Genomic DNA, 18782 nt, shown 5'->3' on the forward strand with positions numbered 1-18782 from the left:
CTGACCGCGCCGGCCCGACCGACCGCCTCGGGCACCGTCCCTCAAGGATCGTCGGTCACCGCGTCCTCGTTCTCCGTCTCGCGGCGGGGGTCCTCCGGCCGCGGTCCGATCCGGAACATCAGCAGGCAGGTGTCGTCCTCGCGCGCGCTGTCGTGCAGCATCTCGGACAGGACGCTGTCGGCGACCGCGTCCAGATCGCCCTTCGCCCGGCCGAGGGCGCGCGCAAGCCGGTCGATGCCGTCGCCGAGGGGCACGCCACGCCGCTCGATGAGGCCGTCGGTGTAGAACAGCACGATCGAGCCGGGCTCGGGCCGGATGCCGAACTCCCGCAGGTCGGCGCCCTCCAGCGGCATGCCGAGCAGGAAGTCGTGGCCCTCCAGCACGGTGACCGTGCCGTCGGGCGCGCGGACCAGGGGCGGCGGGTGCCCGGCGTTGGACCAGCGCAGCAGGCCGTCGGGCGACACCTGGACGAGCACCGCGGTGGCCAGGTCGTCCGGTTGCAGGTGCGACAGCATGCGGTGCATGCGGGTGAGCACCTCACCGGGCCCGCCGGCGTCGACGGCGTACGCGCGCAGCGTGGTGCGCAGCTGCCCCATGAGGGCGGCGGCCTGCAGGCCGTGGCCCGTGACGTCGCCGACCCCGGCGACGATGTCGCCGTCCGGGCGCTCGAAGGCGTCGTACCAGTCCCCGCCGACGTTCAGACCCGCCTCCGCGGGCAGGTAGCGGGCGGTGAACCGGAGCCGCCCGGCCGCCGGCAGGTCGGTGAGCATGGCGCGCTGGAGGATCTCGGCGACGTCACGCTCGCGTTCGTAGCGCAGGGCGTTGTCGGTGGCGGCGGCGGCGAGCCGGGCCAGCTCGCCGAAGACCACGACGTCTTCGGCGCCGAAGGAGTCCTCCGGGGGCTCGGCGGCCAGCACGCCGAGCGTCGTGCCGCGCGAGATCAGCGGGATGGCGAGGAGCTGCTGCCGGTCGAAGGTGGTGTCGACACCCGCGGCGGCCGGCTCGTCGCCCGGCGCGCGGGTGGCGTGCTGCGCCCGGCCGCTGGCGAAGGCCTTCTCCACCAGCGGTGGGGGGCGCTCGGCCCCGGCCGTGGGCGGGAGCGGCTCCAGCAGTCCGGGCTCGCGGGCCAGCCACGCGGTCATCGCGGACGCGTGGCGCGGGACGACGATGCCGCGCAGCCGGCCGAGGATCTGCTCGTGGTCGAGCGACTCGGACAGGACCGCGCCGGCGTGGGCGAGGAACGCCAGCCGGGCGCGCGAGGCCTCGGCCGCGGCGTGGGCCGCGCGCTCGGCGTCGAGCAGCCGGCGCTGCTGTTCGCCGGCGTGGCGGAGCCGTTCGGTGGTCTCGGCCAGCTCGGCGTGGAGCGCGAGCACGCCCTGGTTGGTCTGCTCCAGCTCCTGCCGGTGCCAGCCGAGGGCCTCGTGCTGTTCGATGATGAGGTCGAGCAGCGCGGTGCCGCCACCTTTGCCCGACCAACCGACCCCGACCGACCTCCCGGCGTCGTCGTCTCCGGCCCCGCCGTCGGCGTTGATCGGCGCCGTGGCCGTACGGTCGGCTCCCCCGCCGCCGCCCACCGTCGCCCGCAGGTACGACTCACCGACGGTCAGCGTCAGCCGGCCGCCGGGGTGATGGTCGCGCACCGCCCGCGCGACCGTCGCGAGGAACCCGGGCCTCTCGTCGGCGGCGACGCCGAACCGGCTCATCGCCTCCGCGACGGCCGTCAGGGCGGCCGCCGGGTCGGTGACCGGCCCATGGTGGATCCGCTGGCTCATCGAGACCCATTCTCCGGTGCCGTGCGGACGACGACAACGGCGGCGTCGTCGTTGCCGCGCAGGGCGTCACGCCAGATCAGGGCCGCGAGGATCGCCGGATGATGGTGGTCGGCACGCGGATAGTCGGCGAGGTTCCACCGGCTCGTGATGCCGTCGGTGTGCAGGATGAGAACGGCGGGCGCCCGCCAGTCCGCCGAGACGACGCTGTGCGACCGGGTGCGGGTGGCGACCTGGGGACCGTGGCCGGCGCCGAGGATGCCGGGCCGTGAGACGAGCGCCTGGTCGGTGCCGGGCCGGAACAGCCGGCCCGTGACGTTTCCCATGCCGGCGAAGCTCAGCCGGCGCGACCAGCCGTCGATCTGGGCGATCGCCGCGGCGGCGCCACGGGTGACCCGCAGGCCGAGGTCGATCTCGCTGAGCAGGCCGGCGGAGTCGAGGGCGGGTTGCCGTTCGAGCAGGTCCAGCGCCGCGCTCCGCGCCTCTGCCGCCTTGACGCCGTGGCCCAGGCCGTCGACGACGCCGACGGTCATGCGGTCGCCGTCCCAGGCCAGCCCGAAGCCGTCGCCGACCGCCGACTCGTCCGGATGCGGAGAGATGAGGCCGCCGACCTCGACCGATCCGGCGGGTTGCGCCGCGGCCGGGCCGACGCGCGCCAGCGCGACGGTGCCCTGCCCGACCCGGCTGTAGAGGTCGAACTGCGCCGCCCCGCGCCGGCACGCTCCGAGCCCGGCTCCCAGCGACGAGCTCGTGGTGAAGCCGTCGGTCAGCGAGGCGGCCACGTCGGGGATGCCGGGGCCGCGGTCGACGGAAACGAGCTGCACCGCGCCCCGGCCGAAGACGTTGACGAGCAGCCGTCCGTCCACGGCGTGGCGCACGAGGTTGGTGGCCAGCTCGGTGGCGAGCAGTTCGCAGGTGGCGAGGTCGTTCGGGTCCAGGCCGGCGGCCAGCGCGGCGGCCGAGGCCGCGGCGGCGGCGCCGTGCACCTGGCTGTCGTCGGTCACGGCGACGTTCCACGCCTCGGTGACCATCACCCGGCCGGTCATGAGTCCTCCTGCGTCGGAAGGTGTGACCACAGGGGCGCCGTGTTGCCGATTCGCTCACTGCGTTCGCTCATCGCGGCACCCTCTGGGCCGTACGCGACCAGGCGACCGCGGTCACGGTCGTCCCCCCGCCGGGCCTGCTGTCGATCGTGAACTCCTGTACCAGGCGGCGCGCGCCGCCGAGGCCCAGGCCCAGGCCGTTGCCGGTGCTGTAGCCGTCGGACAGCGCGGCGTCCACGTCGGGAATGCCCGGTCCGTCGTCGGTGAAGGTCAGCCGGATGGCACGGCCGCCGGAGTTCTCCACCACGGCGAGCTCCATGTGGCCGCCACCGCCGTGTACGAGCGTGTTGCGGGCGAGCTCGCTCGCGGCCGTGACGATCTTCGTCTGTTCGACCAGGCTGAAGCCCGCGGCGACCGCCGCCTCGCGTACGGCCTGACGTGCCCCGGCGATCTGCACGTCACTGCCGATCTCCAGCCGTGTCACCTCGTCCAGGCTCATCGACCGGCCTGTCCCTGGAACAGCGCCATCGCGTCTTCCAGCGAGCGCGCGGTCTCCAGCCCGCGCAGGCTGAGCCCCATCTCCACCAGCGTAATGGCCACGGAGGGACGCATCCCCGCCACCACCGTACGGCCCGCGAGCATGTTCGTCGCCGCCGCGATCTCCGACAGGACACGTGCGAGGAAGGAGTCGACGATCTCCACGCCGGAGATCTCGATGACCACACCGCGGGCGCCGGCGGCGGCCATCTCGGTGAGGTCGCTCTGGAGCGCGAGCGCGGACTCGTCGGTCAGCTCCTGCTGGATGGCGGCGATGAGGATCTCGCCCATGCGCAGGACCGAGACGCGCCCCGCGCCCGCATCCGCGGTCACCCCTGCCCCACGACGACGGAGACGCCCGCCTTCTCCAGCGCCCACCCCAGGGCGTCGGCCAGCGTCGCCCGCGTGGAGATGTCGCCCAGGTCGATGCCCAGCTGCACGATGGTCTGCGCGATCTGGGGCCGGATGCCGCTGATGACGCACTCGGCGCCCATGAGGCGCACCGCCATCGCGGTCTTGAGCAGGTACTGCGCGACGACGGTGTCGACCATCGGCACGCCCGTGATGTCGAGGATCGCCATGTCGGCGTTCTGGTCGACGATCGCCTGCAGCAGCGTCTCCATCACCACCTGCGTGCGGGCGCTGTCGAGGGTGCCGATCAGCGGCACGGCGACCACCCGGTCCCACAGCTTGATGACCGGGGTGGAGAGCTCGAGGAGCTGCTGGCGCTGCCGGTCGATGATCTCGGCGCCCTCGCTCAGCGCGATCTCCATGACCACGACCCGCAGGGTGCCCATGAGCTCCACCGTCGCCAGCGGCACCGCGCCGTCGGCACCGCCCGGCTCGCGGGCGACGATCTCGAGCACGGGACGCTTGAGGTCGGCGACCTCGGCGGTGATCTGCTGGAGTGTGGCGCCGGACCGGGTGCGCCCCGTGACCATCTGCGCCAGGTGCGGCCGGACGCGTTCGAAGCCGGGCGCGGAGGTGTCGTCGAGGCGCTCGTGGCGGGCGACCTCGGCCAGAACCTGCACGAGCCGGTGCGCCGCCGCCACGGCCGCGTCACGGCCGGTCGTGTAGACGTTGCGGAAGAGCGGGAGGTCCGCCCACTGCTGTGCCACCTGCTCGCCGCGCGTCTCCAGAACCTGCGCGACCGTCGCGGCCCCAGAGCCGTCTGAATCCACCGAAGTCACCCGTATTCTCCCTGGTTACCTGATCGAACCGACGGAGCCGGCGCCCCCGCGCCCGCCTGGCCCGGCCGCACCGGACCGGCGGCGTCACCCGCCGACCGCGCCCGGAACGGCCGCCCCGCATCCGGGGTCACGCAAAAGCTTGCCAAGCGACAATCGTATCGAATCGCCACCTACAACGCGCGTCAGGTCGCGCGGTGCGCCCAGCGCGCGACGCGGCGGCCGATCAGAAGGTAGGCCACGACCGCGCCCAACGTGTTGAGGATGACGTCGTCGGCGTCGAACGCGCGTCCGGCGATCACCGTGCCCTGCACGGTCTCGATGCAGAGTGAGACGAACGCGACCGTGAGGAGGATCCGCAGCGGGCCGCGGAAGCGGTTGGACAGGACCGGCAGCAGCACGCCGAGCGGCGCGAGCAGCACGATGTTGCCCCCGATCTCCAGCAGCGCGGCCTTGACGCTCGGCTGGTCGAGATAGAGCCGGAGCGTCTGCCCGGGATGGGTGTTGTCGTGCACGTACTTGCCGGCGCCCGGCTCCGGCCGGAGCGTGAGCCGGGTGATCACCCAGGCGAAGGCCACGACGCCGGCGAGGCCCATGAGGATCCACAGACCGCGCACCAGGTACGACGAGAAGGATCGGGCGTTCTTCTTCCCGGGCTTCTTTCCGGGCTTCTTCGCGGACGACCCCTTCTTCGCCGAGGAGTCGCCACGGCGCCTTCCTGTGGACGGCATGGCCGTCTTTTTCGCCGGGGGTCTGGCTCTCTGGGACGAGTCCGTCTTCGACGCGGGCTTCCGGGACGCGGATGATGGCTTCGTCGTGGACACGACCTAGCAATCCCCAATCCCGGACGCCCTATCCGTCCCAGGCGCCTCCGGTTTCGCGTGATCCGTGCGTGCCGGTGACGTTCTGACGGACCGCGCCGGTCAGACGAAGGTCTCGTCCACGAAACACCAGCGCCAGTCCTCGCCCGGCTCGAAGGAGCGGACGACCGGGTGACCGGCCGTACCGGCGTGCGCCCGCGCGTGCCGGTTGGGCGAGGAGTCGCAGCAGCCGATGTGCCCGCAACTCAGGCACTCGCGCAGGTGCACCCAGCGGGATCCGGTCCGCAGGCAGTCCTCGCAGCCGGCCGTGGTGGACGGGGTCACGCCGGAGGGCAGGGTGACCACGTGCGGGCAGGTCTCGGACATCGCGGACCGTCCTCATACTCGGGCCGCCCGGGCGGGCGGCGGCGTTCGGTTCCAGCCTCTCACCACGCCCCGCCGCCGCACCACCGGGCCGTCCCGCCGGTCAGGTCTCCCGCGCGCCCAGCGCCTCCGGTGGGTGGACGGTCAGGGCGAGCCGACCGGGTATCGCCGTGGCGAGCAGGGCCAGCACCGTCAGGGCCGCGACGACTCCCAGGTAGGCCGGCGGCGGGAACGCCGGCCGCGCCGATCCGGTCATCCCGGCGCCGTACGCCGACAGCGTGGCGAGCGCGATGGCGGTGCCCAGCACGACGCCGGTGAGGGTCACGCTCAGCGTCTCCAGACGGAGCATGCGGTGGATCTGCCGCTTGGTCGTGCCGACCATGCGGAGCAGCGCGAACTCCCGGGACCGTTCGGCGGTGGCCATCGCCAGCGTGTTGACGACCGCGATCGCGGTGAAGGCGATGATCAGACCCATGATCACCAGGTTGACCTCGGTATCGGGCCGCTGTCCGGCCGCCTGGGCCGCCGGCGCGGTCCGCACCCCGGGGTAGCGCGCGACCGCCCGCCGCAGCGCGTCCGCCGAGCCTCCCGCGACGAGCACCTGCCGTGGCAGCGGGTCGTCGACGTGCGCCGCGACGACGTCGTACGGGAGCAGCACGTCGCCGAAGCCCAGCCCGCGACCGTAGACCGCGGCCACCCGCGCGCGCAGCGGTGTGCCGTCGCCGAGCGTGACGTTCAGCTCGGTACCGAGCCGGGCGTGCATGTGCCCCGCCGCGTTCGCGCTGACCGCCACACCGCCGTGGGCCAGTCCGTCGAGCGAGCCGGCGCGCACTCCCGGATCGATCGTCTCGGTCAGTCCGGCCGGCGTGACGCCCTGCGCCGCGTACTTGCCCTGACCGACGCGGATCGAGGTGGGCACCATCGCGGTGACCGCGCGTACGCCGGGCAGTCTGCTCAGCTCCCCGGCGCCGGGGACCCGGCCCGTGAGGACGTGCCCGGCCCTGACCCCCGCGCTCGCCTGCCGGGTGGCCGCGTCGGCGACGGTGGCGGGGGCGAACAGGATCGTGCAGGTCATGCCGACCGCGAGGGTGAGCGGCGTGATGACCGAGGCGAGCCGGCGCGTGCCGGCCCGGCCGTTGGCGGCGGCCAGGTGACCGCTGACCCGCGACAGCCGGAGCGGTACGGCCAGCAGGGCCGTCGCGGCGCGGGCGAGCACCGGGCCGAGCAGCGCGACCGCGAACGCGCCGAGCACGACCGCGAGGAAGGTCACCGGGGTCGCGGCGGCCTCGACGTCGAGCGCGCGGAGCACGACCAGCAGCGTGACGTGCCCGGCGAGGACGGCCAGGCCGGCCAGGGTGCGCGCCACCGGAGGCCGGCGGCGTTCGACCGCCGCCTCGGCCAGTGCCTCGGCGGGCCGGAGCCGTACGGTGCCGCGGGCGGACAGCCGCGCGGCGGCCCAGGCCGCGAGCACGGTGGCGGCCAGGCCGGCGGCCATCGGGAACGGGCTGAGCACCAGCCCGAGGTTCGGCGGCATCACGCCGTGCCCCACGAACAACGACCGCAGCCACCGGGCCACGAACAGGCCGCCGGCCGCGCCGGCCAAACCCGCACCGGTCCCGACCAGCAGGGCCTCCCGGCCGATCATCTTGCGCACCTGCCGGGGCGTGGCGGCGATCGCCCGCAGCAGCGCCAGCTCACGCCGCCGCTGCTCGATCGTCAGCGTGAACGTGCCGACCACGACGAGGATCGCCACCAGCAGCGACGTGCCGCCGAGCGCACCGCCCATGCTGACCAGCGTCACGCGTGCCTTCGACGCGTCGGCGAACTCCAGCGCCCCGCGAGACTCCCCGGTGTGGACCTCGGCCGGGGTGCCGCGCAGGGCCGCGCGTACGGCGGAGACCGCGGAGGCGGGGAACACGCCGATCGCCGAGACCTGGCCCGGCCGCCCGGCCAGCCGCCGGGCCTCCTGCCCGGTGAAGAACAGGTTCTCCTGCCGGGGCGCCGCCTGGGCGGTGACCCCGACGACGCGGTAGGTCCTCGGGGCCTCGGTGGCCAGGACGCCGATCGTGTCCCCCGGCCGTACGCCGGCGCGCGCGTCGGCCACGACCTCCGCGGCGGTGCGCGGTGCCCGGCCGGCGGCGAGCGTGAACGGCGTGAGCGCCGCGGACTCCCAGGCGTGGCCCTGGGCCGTGCCGTGCGCGGTCCGGGCCGGGAAGGTCACCTCCGGGACCACCTTGGTCACGCCGGGCACCCGTGCGATCCGGTCCGCGACGTCCGCGGACAGCCACGCGCGTTCGGTGAGCGGCTTGGACTTGGTCTTGACCTTGTGCTTCTTGTGCTTGGTCCAGTGGACCTGCTGGTCGGCGCCGACCACGATCGGCGCGCCGGCGTAGCGTTCGGGGGCGATGTGGCCGCGCAGGCCGGTCTCCAGCAGCACCCCGCAGGCGGTGATGAGCGCGGCCGCGCACATGAGGGCGACGAACGCCCCGGCGAAGGCGCCCTTGCGGCTGCGCAGCGTGTGCCAGGCGAGGGACAGCATCAGACCCGCCCTCCCAATCCGGCCATGTGCTCGGCGACGAGGTCGGCCGACGGCGCGTCCAGCGTGCCGGCGATCCGCCCGTCGGCCAGGAACAGGACGCGATCCGCGTACCCGGCGGCGACGGGGTCGTGGGTGACGACCACGACGGTCTGCCCGAGAGCGTCGACGGCCTCGCGGAGCAGCGTGAGGACGTCGCGCCCGGTGGCGGTGTCCAGCGCGCCGGTCGGCTCGTCGCCGAAGATCACCTCGGGCCGGGTGACGAGCGCACGGGCGAGTGCGACCCGCTGCTGCTGCCCGCCGGACAGCTGCGCGGGGCGATGGCGGGTGCGGCCGGTCAGGCCCACGCGAGCGATGATCTCCTCCAGCCGCGCCCGGTCGGTACGGGTGCCGGAGAGCCGCAGCGGCAGCTCGATGTTGCGCAGGACGTCGAGCGAGGGAACGAGGTTGAAGGCCTGGAAGACGAAGCCGACGCGGCTGCGGCGCAGCTCGGTGAGCCGCACCTCGCTCATGCCGGACAGGTCGGTGCCGCCCAGCAACACGGTGCCGGAGGTGGGAGTGTCCAGGCCCGCGGCGCAGTGGAGGAAGGTCGACTTTCCGGAGCCCGACGGGCCCATGACCGCGGTGAACGTGCCTCGGGGGATGGTGATCGTCACGCCGTCGAGAGCGGTGACGGCGCCGGCGCCCTTTCCGTACACCTTGCGGACCGACGTCATCTGGACCGCGGCGGCGTCCGGCGTCGCGGATCTGTCTCGGCGCGGCATCGGCGCCTTCCTTTCGGGAGTGTGTTCGGTGAGCGGCGGGGGGCCGGCTCACTCGTCGTCGAGGTCGGGATCGGGGTCGGGGTCGATCGCGGGGAAGGCGAGGAAGCGGGCGTAGACGGGCCGGGCGTCCTCCGGGACGTCTCCGGCGTCGCGCTTGAAGCGGTTGACGAGCCGGATGTACTCCTCGAAGAACTCGCGGACCTCGTCGAGCGTGAGGTGCAGGAGCGAGCGGGAGTACGGCGCGGCGTCCGCCCATTCGCCGAGCGACTCGCGCCGGGAGAGGAAGCGCGAGAACGCCTCGACGTCGGCGTCGAACGTCATGCGGTTCATCTGGTCGAGCGCGGCACGCACCTGCGGGCTCTGGCGGCTGCGCGGCGGGAACCGGCGGTCGCCCGGCACGGCGCGCCACCAGCGCTCCCGCCCATGCGCCTTGTCCGCGAGCTCCTCGACGAAGCCGTGCTTGGCCAGCTCGCGCAGGTGGTAGCTCGTGGCTCCGGTGTTGAGCCCCAGCGCACGGGCCAGCGACGCCGACGTGGCCGGGCCGTGCAGGGCGAGGTGCTCGAGCATCTTCTGCCGCCGGGGATGCGCGAGCGCCTTCAGCGCCTCGAGGTCGTTGATCTCCTGCGGTTCGGGCATACGTGCACAATATTCTGTGCACAAGGAATTGTGCAAACTATCCTGTGCACGACCTCCGGGCGTTTATCCGCTGGTGTCCGAGCCGCCGATCGCCCACACTTACCTGCCGTGGTGACTCTGCACGTCTTCGACATGGACGGCACGCTGCTCGAGGGAACGACGGCCAGCCTGCAGATCGCCCGGCACCTCGGATCCACGGAGGAGCTGGTCGAGCTGGAGGCGCGGTTCGCGGCCGGCGAGATCGACACCCGAGGCTTCGCGGCCGCCATCCACGAGCTGTGGCGAGAGCTGACGCCGTCGGCCGTCGCCGAGGTGTTCGCCGCCAGTCCCTGGCTGACCGGTATCCGCGAGGTCTGCGCGGACATCCGGGAGCGCGGTGAGCGATGCGTGGTGATCACCATGTCGCCCGACTTCTTCGCGCGGCACCTTCTCGACCTGGGCTTCGACGAGGTGGCGGCCTCGCGGTTCCCGGCGCTTCCCTTCCTGGAACCGCTCGACCCGGCGAAGATCCTCACCCCGGCCGACAAGGCCCGCATCGTGGAGGAGATGTGCGAGCGGTACGGCCTCGGCCGCTCGCGGTGCGTGGCCTACGGCGACTCGATGTCGGATGCTCCGCTGTTCCGCCACCTGACCAAGACGGTCGCGGTGAACGCCGATCATCACCTCGCCGAGCTGGCCGCCGTCAGTTACCGCGGCAACGACCTGGCCGGCGCGTACGCGCTCGGCCGGGCCCTCCTCGCCCGTGACGCTTCCTGATCAACGCCCGACGCCGGTGTCATCCGGCCCCCGCTCGTTAAGGACCAGCTCCAGCCGGTCGAGCCTGCGGGAGAGGGCGCGGTTATGCACCAGGACGCTCACGATCAGGACGGCGAACAGACACGTGATCACGACGGCGGACGCATCGGGACGCAGCAGCAGACCGGCGACGATCGGCAGCACCACCACGAGGGCGACCCGGGCCCGGCGCAGGCTCCGGCGGCGACGCCGGACCATCGCCAGCAGCGGCCCGTCGAGTGTGACGTCGGCGGGCGCCTCACCCCGGCGCGCCGCGCGGTCCAGCACCCGCCAGTCCTCCATCCGGACGATCCCGAGCGCGGCCCGCTCGTCGATGGCGGCCATGCGCGGGCCGACGTACGCCCCGAGGACGGCCATGACCAACGCGGCCGCAGCCTCCGTGACCAGTGATCTGGCCGACCACGGGTGGTACGGCCCGGCGACACCGGTGGCGCTCAGGGCCACGTAGAACGTGAAGACCACGGCGAACAGGAAGGCGCACACGATCCAGCGTGGCGCATCCGGACGCTCACGGTCGGCGTGCCCAGCGCTCTTCACCCCTCGATGATCGCGGCGAACCGCCGGGAAGAGCACCGTAATCACCGGATCCGGCCACCGGACGACACGGCGCGACCGCCACACGGGCGGTCGCCGGACCGATCACCGGCGTGCCGCGCCTCCGGCGGCGGTGTGCTCGACGCTCAGGTCGCCATCCCGCGCTCTTCGAGCAGGACGTGCAGTGCCCGGAGCGCGTAGTAGATCCGGCTCTTCACTGTGCTCACCGGGATGCCTAACGCATCCGCGGCCTCGTCGACCGTACGCTTCCGCATGACCGTCTCGGTCAGGACCTCGCGGTGCGCCCGCGAGAGTGCGTTCAGCGCTTCCGTGACCACCATCTGGCGCACGACGTCCTCCGATCCGTCGGCGGCCTTCCACTGGGAACAACGGCCGTCGCGCTCCGCGGGTTCACGCCCGGAGAGAACTCTCAGGATCCGCTTCGGCGAGGCGGCGGCGTCTCACCGGCCCGCGCGCCGGTTCCGGGCGGCCTCTCAGCGGACGGGCCGCCGGCCGACGATCGCGAGCACCTCGCGCAGGGCGTCGGCCGCGTCCCGTACGGCCTCGTCCGAGACGCCGGTGAGAACCTCCAGGTGGGCACGGCCCGAGGCGCCGAGCGCCTTCGCGACGAGTTCACGGCCCCCGTCGGTCAGACCGACCCAGCGGCTGCGGCCGTCGCCCGGGCTCGCCCCGCGCTCGACGTGGCCGCCCGCCTCCAGGCGCTGCAGGACGTTGCTGATCCCGCCCGAGGTCAGGAACAGCGACCGGGACAGCTCGCTCGGCTTGAGGCGGTACGGCGGGCCGACGCGGTTGAGCGCGGCGAGCACGTCGAACTCGGCGTAGGTCAGCCCCAGCTCGCTCAGTTCGGCACGTACGGCCTGCTCGAACAGGCCGCCGACGCGGGACAGGCGCTTGCTCAGCTCCAGAGCCGCGACGAGCCGGGGTGGCAGCTCGGCCGCCCATCCCGGCACGAGGGCGTCGACCTCGTCGCGGATGCCGTCGTCTCGCACGGGTCCACGATACTGTTTTTCAATATAGCTTTCTAAAAAGCTTTCCTTTAATGTACCGCTCATGAACATCCTGCTGCGCGGCGCTTCCGCCGTGCTCGACACCGACCCGCTCCCCTCCGTCACCGGCCACACGGACGTGCTCGTCGAAGACGGCCTGATCTCCGCCGTCGGCACCGGCCTGCCCTCGCCACCGGGCACGGAGGTCATCGACGCGACCGGGCGCATCGTGCTGCCGGGGTTCGTGGACACCCACCGGCACACCTGGCAGGCGACGATCCGTGCCATCGCGCCGGACATCTCCTTCCCCGGCTACCTGGAGCGCGTCCTCCGCGGCCTCGCGCCGCGTCACCGGCCCGAGGACGTGTACGCGGGCAACCTGGCCGGCGCGCTCGAATGCCTGAACGCGGGGATCACGACCCTGCTCGACTGGTCGCACATCCAGTTCGGCCCCGCGCACACGGAGGCGACGGTCGCGGCGCTGCGCGCCTCCGGCATCCGGGCCGTCTTCGGCTACTGCTACGGAGGACCGGACGGTCCGGAGGGGCTGGCGGCGGAGGGCCGCCGCGTCCACCGCGCGTACGCCGGCGCCGACCCGCTGCTGACCCTGGCCGTGGCGGCCCTCGGCCCGGAGATCGCCGGAGAGACGGTCGCCGTGCACGAGTGGCGGCTCGCCCGCGACCTCGGGCTGCCGGTGACCGTGCACATGGGCGGCCACGGCCGGGAGAGCGCCGAGCGCGGCCTGGCGTTCCTGCGCGAGAACGGCCTCTTCGGCCCGGGGATCACCTACGTCCACCCGAACCACTACACCGACGACGAACTGCGACGGATCGCCGACAGCGGCGGTACGGCGTCGGTGTCACCGCTGGTCGAGGCCGAACTCGGGATCGGCCACCCGGCGACGGGCCGGGCGCGCGCCGCCGGCGTGCCGACCGGCCTGGGCGCGGACACGGTGACGAGCGGGCCGGGCGACATGTTCGGCCTGATGCGGGCGGCGTACACGCTCGAACGCGCCCGCGGTTCGGACGTCACCACCCGCGACGTCCTGCGGATGGCCACCATCGAGGGGGCCGAGGTGGCGGGCCTTGGCGAGGTGACCGGGTCGCTGCGCGCCGGCAAGCAGGCCGACCTGGTGCTCGTCCGCGCCGACACCCTCGCGACGGCGCCGACGCACGACCCGGTCGGCGCGCTGGTCCTGTCCGCCGACGCCGGTTGCGTCGACACCGTCCTGGTGGCGGGCCGCGTGGTCAAGCGCGACGGGCGGCTGCTCCACCATGACGTGCCCGCGATCCTGGCCTCGCTGCGGGAATCGGCGGCCCACGTCGCCGCCTGATCAGCTGTGCAGCGTCGTCCGGGGCGTCTGGCCGTACGCCCGCCGGTACTCGGCGGCGAAGCGCCCGAAGTGGAGGAACCCCCAGCGTGCCGCGATGGCGGTGACCGTGTCGCCGCGCGTGGGGTCCGCGCGCCGGAGGTCCTCGTGCGCGCGCGCCAGGCGTACCCGCCGCAGATAGGCGGTCGGCGTGGTGCCGCGGTGGCGCCGGAAGGCGTACTGCAGCGCACGGGGCGTGACGCGGGCCGCCTCGGCGATGTCGGCGACACCGATGTCGCGGTGGGCGTTCGCGTCGATGAACGCGATGGCGCGGCGCAGCATCGCGGGTGCGCCGTCGCCCCGGTCGCGCGGCTCGGGGGCGGGCACGATCGTGTTCGGGAAGGCGGTCAGGGCCGAGGCGGCCAGGAGCCGGGCGGCGTTGCCGATGATGAGCGGCTGCGCGGCGGCCTCGGCGTTGGTGAGCAGGCGTTCGGTGACGTATGCCGCCGTGCGCTTCCAGTTCTCGGCGGCCGCGGGCGTGGCCGGCCGGAAGCCGTCGAAGCGCAGAGGCCCCGGCGCCTCGCCGTCCGGCGCGCCGGCGACGCTCCGGAGAAGGGACAGGTCGAGCGTCACCGTCTGCGCCTCCAGGCCGAGCGTCCGGAGCGAGTACGGCAGGTCGGGGCGGACGTTGACGTAGATCTCACCGGCGGCGAACCGCTCGCGCGAGCCCGCGGAGCGACGCTCGATCGCACCGGCGTCGATCCGGGTGACGATCAGCTTGCCCACGGCGTCCGCGTCGAAGTCGAGGTCGGCGGGCATGCGGAGCTCGTCGACCGTGAACGGCCCGGCGTCGATCCGGACGAACCGGAACCGGGGGCGTACGGCGGTGGGAGCCATGCGCAGGCCCGTCCCGTACGCGTCGGCCAGATACTCCCGGGCCGACTCCGGATCGGTCGTGACGAACTCCCCGCGCGTCGGCGGGGCGGTGGCCGGGGCGCTCATGACCGCGTGGACGCGATCCGCAGGGCGTGGTCGAGCGGCCGCCCGGGGCGTACGCCGACGGGAAGACGGCGCTCGGTGCGGGTGAAGCGTTCGACCGTCAGGTCGGGAACGCGGGCGGACATCGTCGGCCTCCGGGATCGAAGAAATCCCAGGCCGCTGCTTGACCCGTCGCGAGCCCCCGGCTCGCGCCCTCCGACTTTACTGCCCTCTGGTCCATTCGACGAACGCGCACGCCGCAGCGGTCTTCGCCGCGCGCGGCGACGTGGTCCGCGTCTCGGAGTGCTCGCACTCGGCGGAGGGGGCGTCGCCGAGCCCTCGGCTCCCTCGCCGCCGGCACTCAGAGTGCCTCAACGCGGACCGGGCTCCTCGGGGGCGTCGCCGTCGTTCGTCTGGGCCGCGATGTGCACGGTCTGGGGTGTGGAGCCGGTCTGAGCCGGGTCGGCCTCGGCCGGCAGCGCCTGCGCCGTCGCCACCACGCCGGTGGCCGTCGCGGTGGCGGTCGGCGACGCCGTGGCGCGCGGGCCCACGGCGGCGGACAGCACCTGGGCATTGGGCAGCCGGAACTCCCCGTTCGACGCCTCGATCCGCACGTACGTCAGGCCGATCTCCAGGACCGTGCCGTCGAACTCCCCGCCGAGCGGCCCGGACCACAGGTGCACGTCGTCGCCGACCATGAACGGCTTGGACAGCAGCAGGACGATGCCGGCGAACAGGTTCGCGAGCGTCTGCTGGGCCGCGATGCCGACGAGTACACCGGTCAGGGCGCCGCCGAGCACGAGCTGCCCGACGGGCAGGCTGAGCAGTTGCAGGGTGAGCACGAGGGTGGCGAGCCCGCAGATGAGCACGATCAGCAGCCGCACCATCGTCGCGTGCGTGGTGCCGATGCGCGGCAGCAGGATGTCACGCGCCCGCCCGGAGAGCCCCAGCGTGGCGCCGAACCCGAACACGAAGAACGCCGCGGCGCAGCCCGCCGCGGCCAGTTCGAGGGGAAGGCTGCCGTGCACGTCTCGCGAGTGCTGCCGGGCGAGGATCGACCCGATCATGGCGAACACGGCCAGGAGCAGCGCGAAGATCGACCGCCATGGCCGTGCGCGGTTCCGTACCTTGGCCACCTGTTCCACCAACTGGTCGACCATCTGCGTCTGGTTCACCCGCGAACTCCTCCACGCGGTCGAGGCATTCCGCCACTCCGGCCCCAACCGTATCGGCGGTGCGGCGAGCCTCTGCCGCGCGGTCCGCGCTCGCGCGTGGTACGTGCGGGGCCATTGTCGTACGGATCCGTACGGTTGTCTCCCACCTGATCGGCCCAGCCCGTGGCCGCCCGCTCCGTACGCCGGACGAGGGGACCTCACCGGGGACGCGGCTGGGGCATCACCGGGGGCGCGGAGTTATCCACAACCCGCCCCTTCGACCCACGGACGGCCCGGGCGCCTTCTAAAGTGGCCGCATGACCGCCCCGGCTCTCGATCTTCACGACAGCGACGCCTCGCAGGTGCTGCGACGGGTCTTCGGCTACGACGAGTTCCGCGAGGGGCAGCGCGAGATCATCGAGCACGTCGTGGCCGGGGGCGACGCCCTCGTGCTGATGCCGACGGGCGGCGGCAAGTCCCTGTGCTACCAGATCCCCGCCCTCGTACGGCGCGGCACCGGCGTGGTCATCTCCCCGCTCATCGCGCTCATGCAGGACCAGGTCGACGCGCTGCGCGCCCTCGGCGTGCGGGCCGACTTCCTCAACTCCTCGCTCGACTACGACCAGCAGCGCGTGGTGGAGGCGACGTTCCGCGCCGGGGAGCTCGACCTGCTCTACCTCGCGCCGGAGCGGCTGCGGCTGGAGTCGACGCAAAAGATGCTCGACGGCGGCGACATCGCGCTGTTCGCGATCGACGAGGCGCACTGCGTCTCCCAGTGGGGCCACGACTTCCGGCCCGACTACCTCGCGCTGTCCGCCCTGCACGAGCGCTGGCCCGACGTGCCGCGGATCGCTCTCACCGCGACCGCCACCCCGGCCACCCACCAGGAGATCGCCACCCGCCTGCGGCTGGAAGACGCCCGTCACTTCGTGGCGAGCTTCGACCGGCCCAACATCCAATACCGCATCACGCCGAAGAACGACCCGAAGCGCCAGCTCCTGGAGCTGCTGCGCACCGAGCACGCCGGCGACGCGGGCATCGTCTACTGCCTGTCGCGCAGCTCCGTAGAGAAGATCGCCGAGTTCCTGATGGCGAACGGCATCACGGCGCTCCCCTACCACGCGGGCCTCGACGCCGGCACACGCGCGGCCAACCAGGCACGGTTCCTGCGCGAGGACGGCGTCGTGATCGTGGCGACGATCGCGTTCGGCATGGGCATCGACAAGCCGGACGTGCGTTTCGTCGCCCACCTCGACCTGCCCAAGTCCGTCGAGGGCTACTACCAGGAGACCGGTCGCGCCGGGCGTGACGGGCTACCGTCGACGGCGTGGCTGGCGTACGGCCTGCAGGACGTCGTCCAGCTCCGCAAACTGATCGATGGTTCCGAGGGGGACGACGCGCATCGCCGCCGGCAGAGCGGTCACCTGGACTCCATGCTGGCCCTGTGCGAGACGGTGGAGTGCCGGCGGGTGCAGCTGCTCGCCTACTTCGGCCAGGAGGGCAAGCCGTGCGGCAACTGCGACACGTGCCTGACGCCGCCCGAGTCCTGGGACGGCACGATCGCCGCCCAGAAGGTGCTGTCGGCGGTGTACCGGCTCGACCGTGAGCGACGGCAGCGGTTCGGAGCGGGCCACGTCATCGACATCCTCATGGGCAAGAAGACGCCCAAGGTGATCCAGTTCGACCACGACGCGCTGACCGTGTTCGGCGTCGGCGCCGACCTGTCGGCGAGCGAATGGCGCGGCGTCGTCCGGCAACTGCTGGCCCGCGGCCTGCTGGCCGTCGAGGCGAATCACGGCACGCTGGCGCTCACCGAGGCGAGCGCCTCGGTGCTACGCCGCGAACGCGAGGTCCCGATGCGCCGCGAGCCCGAACGCGCCGCGAAGACGAAACTCGCCAAGGCCGCGAAGTCCGCCACCGCCCCCGCCGAGCTGACGGAGGAGGCCGCGGCCCTCTTCGAGAAACTCCGCACCTGGCGCGCGGCCAGCGCGAAAGAACAGGGCGTCCCACCGTACGTCGTGTTCCACGACAAGACCCTCCGCGAGATCGCCACCGTACGCCCGTCCTCCCTGGAGGAGCTGAGCACGGTCAACGGCGTCGGCGAGAGCAAGCTGGCAAAGTACGGCCAGCAGATCCTCGACACGCTCGCCGAGCAGCCGGACACCTGACCCTCGGCCCACCACCGCCGCGGAGCACAGCCGGCCGATCTCCCGGCGGGCGCCAGGTCTCATGCCCCGCCGCGTGGTCCAGGGCCGGAGGATGCGACGCGGCCACGGACGCGGCATGCCAAGCTCCAGGCTCAACAGCCAACCGACAGGTAGACGTCCGGACGCCAGGTCACATCACCCACCGCGTAATCCACGACCGCAGGACACAACCCGGCCACGCACCCGACATGCCAAGCTCCAGGCTCAACAACCAGCCGACAGGTAGACGTTGGCCGGACGGCCGATGCCACTTCCCGCGTCTGAAGGGCGGCCCCTGACCGGGTCAGGGGCCGCCTGCGGCCCCGGGCGTTGCGCCCCACCATGGCGTGGCGGCGCCGGCCGTCCCTCGCCGGGGCCGTGCCATGCGCCACGCGGCTGACGACCCCGGCGCGGCGAGCGCGGCGCGGCAAACGCGGCGCGGCGAGCGCGGCGAGCGCGGCGCGGACAGGCCGTATTCCGGGAAATGGCACCCGTAACCTCTCTGCCCTCGATAGTCGCTTGACCAGGGCTTTCGTTTTTGAACCGGCGCCCATGCCTGAGACGCCCGGCTCGCCGGCAGCGCGCCGCGACCCGACGGGGAGGACCACCACCGTGAACACGCAGGTACGGATCATCGTTTGCCGCGAGGAGGATGTCGACCGGCTGGAGCTGCGGATACCGTCTCCGGGCGAGAACCGCCTCCATGCCCGCCGCTTCGGGCGCCAGCAGGAGGGCTTGAGCACCTACCTGGTGGCCTGGCTGAATGATGTCCCGGTCGGGTCTGGCGAGATTCGATGGGGCGGTTGCGCCGCCGCCGAGGTCCAGGCGGCCTATCCGGGCTGCCCCGAGGTGAACGGCCTGAGCGTGTGGCCCCCCGAGCTGCGCTCGCAGGGCATCGGGACAGCGCTGCTACGCGCTGCGGAGCAACGAGTCCGGGAACACGGCGATGCGCTGATCGGGCTGGGCGTCAACGATGACAACCCCGCCGCTGCGGCGCTCTATCTACGCCTGGGCTACCAGGAGACCGGATGCCACTACCTGGACCGCTACGACTACCTCGACGCGGACGGGGCCCGTCATCAGGCCGCCGATCCGAGCCGCTTCCTGGTGAAACCCGTGGACGGGGGCACGACGATGACGTGACACCCACGGCTCACCGCCGC

Annotated in this window: 20 protein-coding genes; 4 read left to right on the plus strand and 16 right to left on the minus strand. The window is 73.0% G+C overall.

Translation table 11 applies throughout. The features are described 5' to 3' along the window. Positions 1-41: 41 nt before the first annotated feature. From ABEA10_RS29305 to ABEA10_RS29350, 10 genes are all read right to left on the minus strand, one after another. Positions 42-1772, minus strand: coding sequence for a PP2C family protein-serine/threonine phosphatase (locus ABEA10_RS29305; protein ID WP_345469356.1), 1731 nt, complete (start codon positions 1770-1772; stop codon positions 42-44). Then, complete coding sequence (locus ABEA10_RS29310; RefSeq protein ID WP_345469358.1) at positions 1769-2815, minus strand: SpoIIE family protein phosphatase; 1047 nt, start codon at positions 2813-2815, stop codon at positions 1769-1771. Before ABEA10_RS29310 ends, ABEA10_RS29305 begins: the two co-directional genes overlap by 4 nt. A 67-nt stretch (positions 2816-2882) precedes the next feature. Further along, positions 2883-3311 carry an anti-sigma regulatory factor gene (locus tag ABEA10_RS29315; protein ID WP_345469360.1) on the minus strand — a complete coding sequence of 143 codons (429 nt, stop codon included), beginning with the start codon at positions 3309-3311 and terminating at the stop codon, positions 2883-2885. Continuing rightward, positions 3308-3682, minus strand: coding sequence for an STAS domain-containing protein (locus tag ABEA10_RS29320; protein WP_345469362.1), 375 nt, complete (start codon positions 3680-3682; stop codon positions 3308-3310). The genes ABEA10_RS29315 and ABEA10_RS29320 overlap by 4 nt, the downstream gene beginning before the upstream one ends. After that, positions 3679-4539: an STAS domain-containing protein gene (locus ABEA10_RS29325; RefSeq protein WP_329241067.1), complete on the minus strand. Its 861-nt coding sequence runs from the start codon at positions 4537-4539 to the stop codon at positions 3679-3681. The genes ABEA10_RS29320 and ABEA10_RS29325 overlap by 4 nt, the downstream gene beginning before the upstream one ends. A 182-nt stretch (positions 4540-4721) precedes the next feature. Next, positions 4722-5267, minus strand: a complete 546-nt coding sequence (locus tag ABEA10_RS29330) for a VanZ family protein (protein WP_345469364.1) — start codon at positions 5265-5267, stop codon at positions 4722-4724. A gap of 192 nt (positions 5268-5459) precedes the next feature. Then, complete coding sequence (locus ABEA10_RS29335; RefSeq protein ID WP_345469366.1) at positions 5460-5723, minus strand: UBP-type zinc finger domain-containing protein; 264 nt, start codon at positions 5721-5723, stop codon at positions 5460-5462. Between the two features lie 100 nt (positions 5724-5823). Then, positions 5824-8259, minus strand: a complete 2436-nt coding sequence (locus tag ABEA10_RS29340) for an ABC transporter permease (RefSeq protein ID WP_345469368.1) — start codon at positions 8257-8259, stop codon at positions 5824-5826. Continuing rightward, entirely contained in the window at positions 8259-9020 is a 762-nt protein-coding gene (locus tag ABEA10_RS29345) for an ABC transporter ATP-binding protein (RefSeq protein WP_345469369.1), read from the minus strand. The genes ABEA10_RS29340 and ABEA10_RS29345 overlap by 1 nt, the downstream gene beginning before the upstream one ends. A gap of 48 nt (positions 9021-9068) precedes the next feature. Further along, positions 9069-9656, minus strand: coding sequence for an ArsR/SmtB family transcription factor (locus ABEA10_RS29350; protein ID WP_345469371.1), 588 nt, complete (start codon positions 9654-9656; stop codon positions 9069-9071). Between the two features lie 108 nt (positions 9657-9764). On the opposite strand from ABEA10_RS29350, the gene ABEA10_RS29355 reads away from it, so the two are divergent. Beyond that, positions 9765-10412, plus strand: coding sequence for an HAD family hydrolase (locus tag ABEA10_RS29355; RefSeq protein WP_345469373.1), 648 nt, complete (start codon positions 9765-9767; stop codon positions 10410-10412). Here the strand turns inward: ABEA10_RS29355 and ABEA10_RS29360 are convergent, their stop codons facing one another. The 3 genes from ABEA10_RS29360 to ABEA10_RS29370 form a co-directional block, all read right to left on the minus strand. Beyond that, positions 10413-10988: a hypothetical protein gene (locus tag ABEA10_RS29360; protein ID WP_345469375.1), complete on the minus strand. Its 576-nt coding sequence runs from the start codon at positions 10986-10988 to the stop codon at positions 10413-10415. Between the two features lie 143 nt (positions 10989-11131). Beyond that, entirely contained in the window at positions 11132-11326 is a 195-nt protein-coding gene (locus tag ABEA10_RS29365) for a sigma factor-like helix-turn-helix DNA-binding protein (RefSeq protein ID WP_345469377.1), read from the minus strand. A 153-nt stretch (positions 11327-11479) separates the two neighbouring features. After that, entirely contained in the window at positions 11480-11995 is a 516-nt protein-coding gene (locus tag ABEA10_RS29370) for a MarR family winged helix-turn-helix transcriptional regulator (RefSeq protein ID WP_345469379.1), read from the minus strand. Positions 11996-12056: 61 nt separating this feature from the next. On the opposite strand from ABEA10_RS29370, the gene ABEA10_RS29375 reads away from it, so the two are divergent. Then, positions 12057-13325: an amidohydrolase family protein gene (locus ABEA10_RS29375; RefSeq protein WP_345469381.1), complete on the plus strand. Its 1269-nt coding sequence runs from the start codon at positions 12057-12059 to the stop codon at positions 13323-13325. Here ABEA10_RS29375 and ABEA10_RS29380 read toward each other — a convergent pair whose 3' ends face one another. The 3 genes from ABEA10_RS29380 to ABEA10_RS29390 all read right to left on the minus strand — a co-directional run bounded on the left by ABEA10_RS29380 (position 13326) and on the right by ABEA10_RS29390 (position 15454). Then, a complete protein-coding gene (locus ABEA10_RS29380) occupies positions 13326-14303 on the minus strand; it encodes a helix-turn-helix transcriptional regulator (protein WP_345469383.1) in 978 nt (325 codons plus the stop codon). It lies immediately after the preceding gene. Next, positions 14300-14425, minus strand: a complete 126-nt coding sequence (locus tag ABEA10_RS29385) for a hypothetical protein (RefSeq protein WP_329241104.1) — start codon at positions 14423-14425, stop codon at positions 14300-14302. The genes ABEA10_RS29380 and ABEA10_RS29385 overlap by 4 nt, the downstream gene beginning before the upstream one ends. A 225-nt stretch (positions 14426-14650) precedes the next feature. After that, positions 14651-15454 (minus strand): mechanosensitive ion channel domain-containing protein, encoded by an 804-nt coding sequence (locus ABEA10_RS29390; protein WP_345469386.1) that lies wholly within the window; start codon positions 15452-15454, stop codon positions 14651-14653. Positions 15455-15750: 296 nt separating this feature from the next. Between ABEA10_RS29390 and recQ the strand changes: the two genes are divergently transcribed. Both recQ and ABEA10_RS29400 read left to right on the plus strand, forming a co-directional pair. Beyond that, positions 15751-17601 carry a DNA helicase RecQ gene (gene recQ / locus ABEA10_RS29395; protein ID WP_345469388.1) on the plus strand — a complete coding sequence of 617 codons (1851 nt, stop codon included), beginning with the start codon at positions 15751-15753 and terminating at the stop codon, positions 17599-17601. A 630-nt stretch (positions 17602-18231) separates the two neighbouring features. Beyond that, on the plus strand, positions 18232-18762 hold the full coding sequence (locus tag ABEA10_RS29400; RefSeq protein ID WP_345469390.1) for a GNAT family N-acetyltransferase: 531 nt from the start codon (positions 18232-18234) through the stop codon (positions 18760-18762). The last annotated feature ends 20 nt before the right edge of the window (positions 18763-18782 follow it).

It is taken from the genome of Actinoallomurus oryzae (genome assembly GCF_039541955.1).
Taxonomy (GTDB): Bacteria; Actinomycetota; Actinomycetes; order Streptosporangiales; family Streptosporangiaceae; genus Actinoallomurus; species Actinoallomurus oryzae.

Bases quoted from the DNA above. Each gene is read 5' to 3' on its own strand.
- ABEA10_RS29345 (WP_345469369.1), bottom strand. From the start codon at position 9,020: ATGCCGCGCCGAGACAGATCCGCGACGCCGGACGCCGCCGCGGTCCAG.
- ABEA10_RS29350 (WP_345469371.1), bottom strand. From the start codon at position 9,656: ATGCCCGAACCGCAGGAGATCAACGACCTCGAGGCGCTGAAGGCGCTC.
- ABEA10_RS29365 (WP_345469377.1), bottom strand. From the start codon at position 11,326: ATGGTGGTCACGGAAGCGCTGAACGCACTCTCGCGGGCGCACCGCGAG.
- ABEA10_RS29375 (WP_345469381.1), top strand. From the start codon at position 12,057: ATGAACATCCTGCTGCGCGGCGCTTCCGCCGTGCTCGACACCGACCCG.
- ABEA10_RS29380 (WP_345469383.1), bottom strand. From the start codon at position 14,303: ATGAGCGCCCCGGCCACCGCCCCGCCGACGCGCGGGGAGTTCGTCACG.
- ABEA10_RS29315 (WP_345469360.1), bottom strand. From the start codon at position 3,311: ATGAGCCTGGACGAGGTGACACGGCTGGAGATCGGCAGTGACGTGCAG.
- ABEA10_RS29310 (WP_345469358.1), bottom strand. From the start codon at position 2,815: ATGACCGGCCGGGTGATGGTCACCGAGGCGTGGAACGTCGCCGTGACC.
- ABEA10_RS29340 (WP_345469368.1), bottom strand. From the start codon at position 8,259: ATGCTGTCCCTCGCCTGGCACACGCTGCGCAGCCGCAAGGGCGCCTTC.
- ABEA10_RS29330 (WP_345469364.1), bottom strand. From the start codon at position 5,267: ATGCCGTCCACAGGAAGGCGCCGTGGCGACTCCTCGGCGAAGAAGGGG.
- ABEA10_RS29305 (WP_345469356.1), bottom strand. From the start codon at position 1,772: ATGAGCCAGCGGATCCACCATGGGCCGGTCACCGACCCGGCGGCCGCC.
- recQ (WP_345469388.1), top strand. From the start codon at position 15,751: ATGACCGCCCCGGCTCTCGATCTTCACGACAGCGACGCCTCGCAGGTG.
- ABEA10_RS29385 (WP_329241104.1), bottom strand. From the start codon at position 14,425: ATGTCCGCCCGCGTTCCCGACCTGACGGTCGAACGCTTCACCCGCACC.
- ABEA10_RS29335 (WP_345469366.1), bottom strand. From the start codon at position 5,723: ATGTCCGAGACCTGCCCGCACGTGGTCACCCTGCCCTCCGGCGTGACC.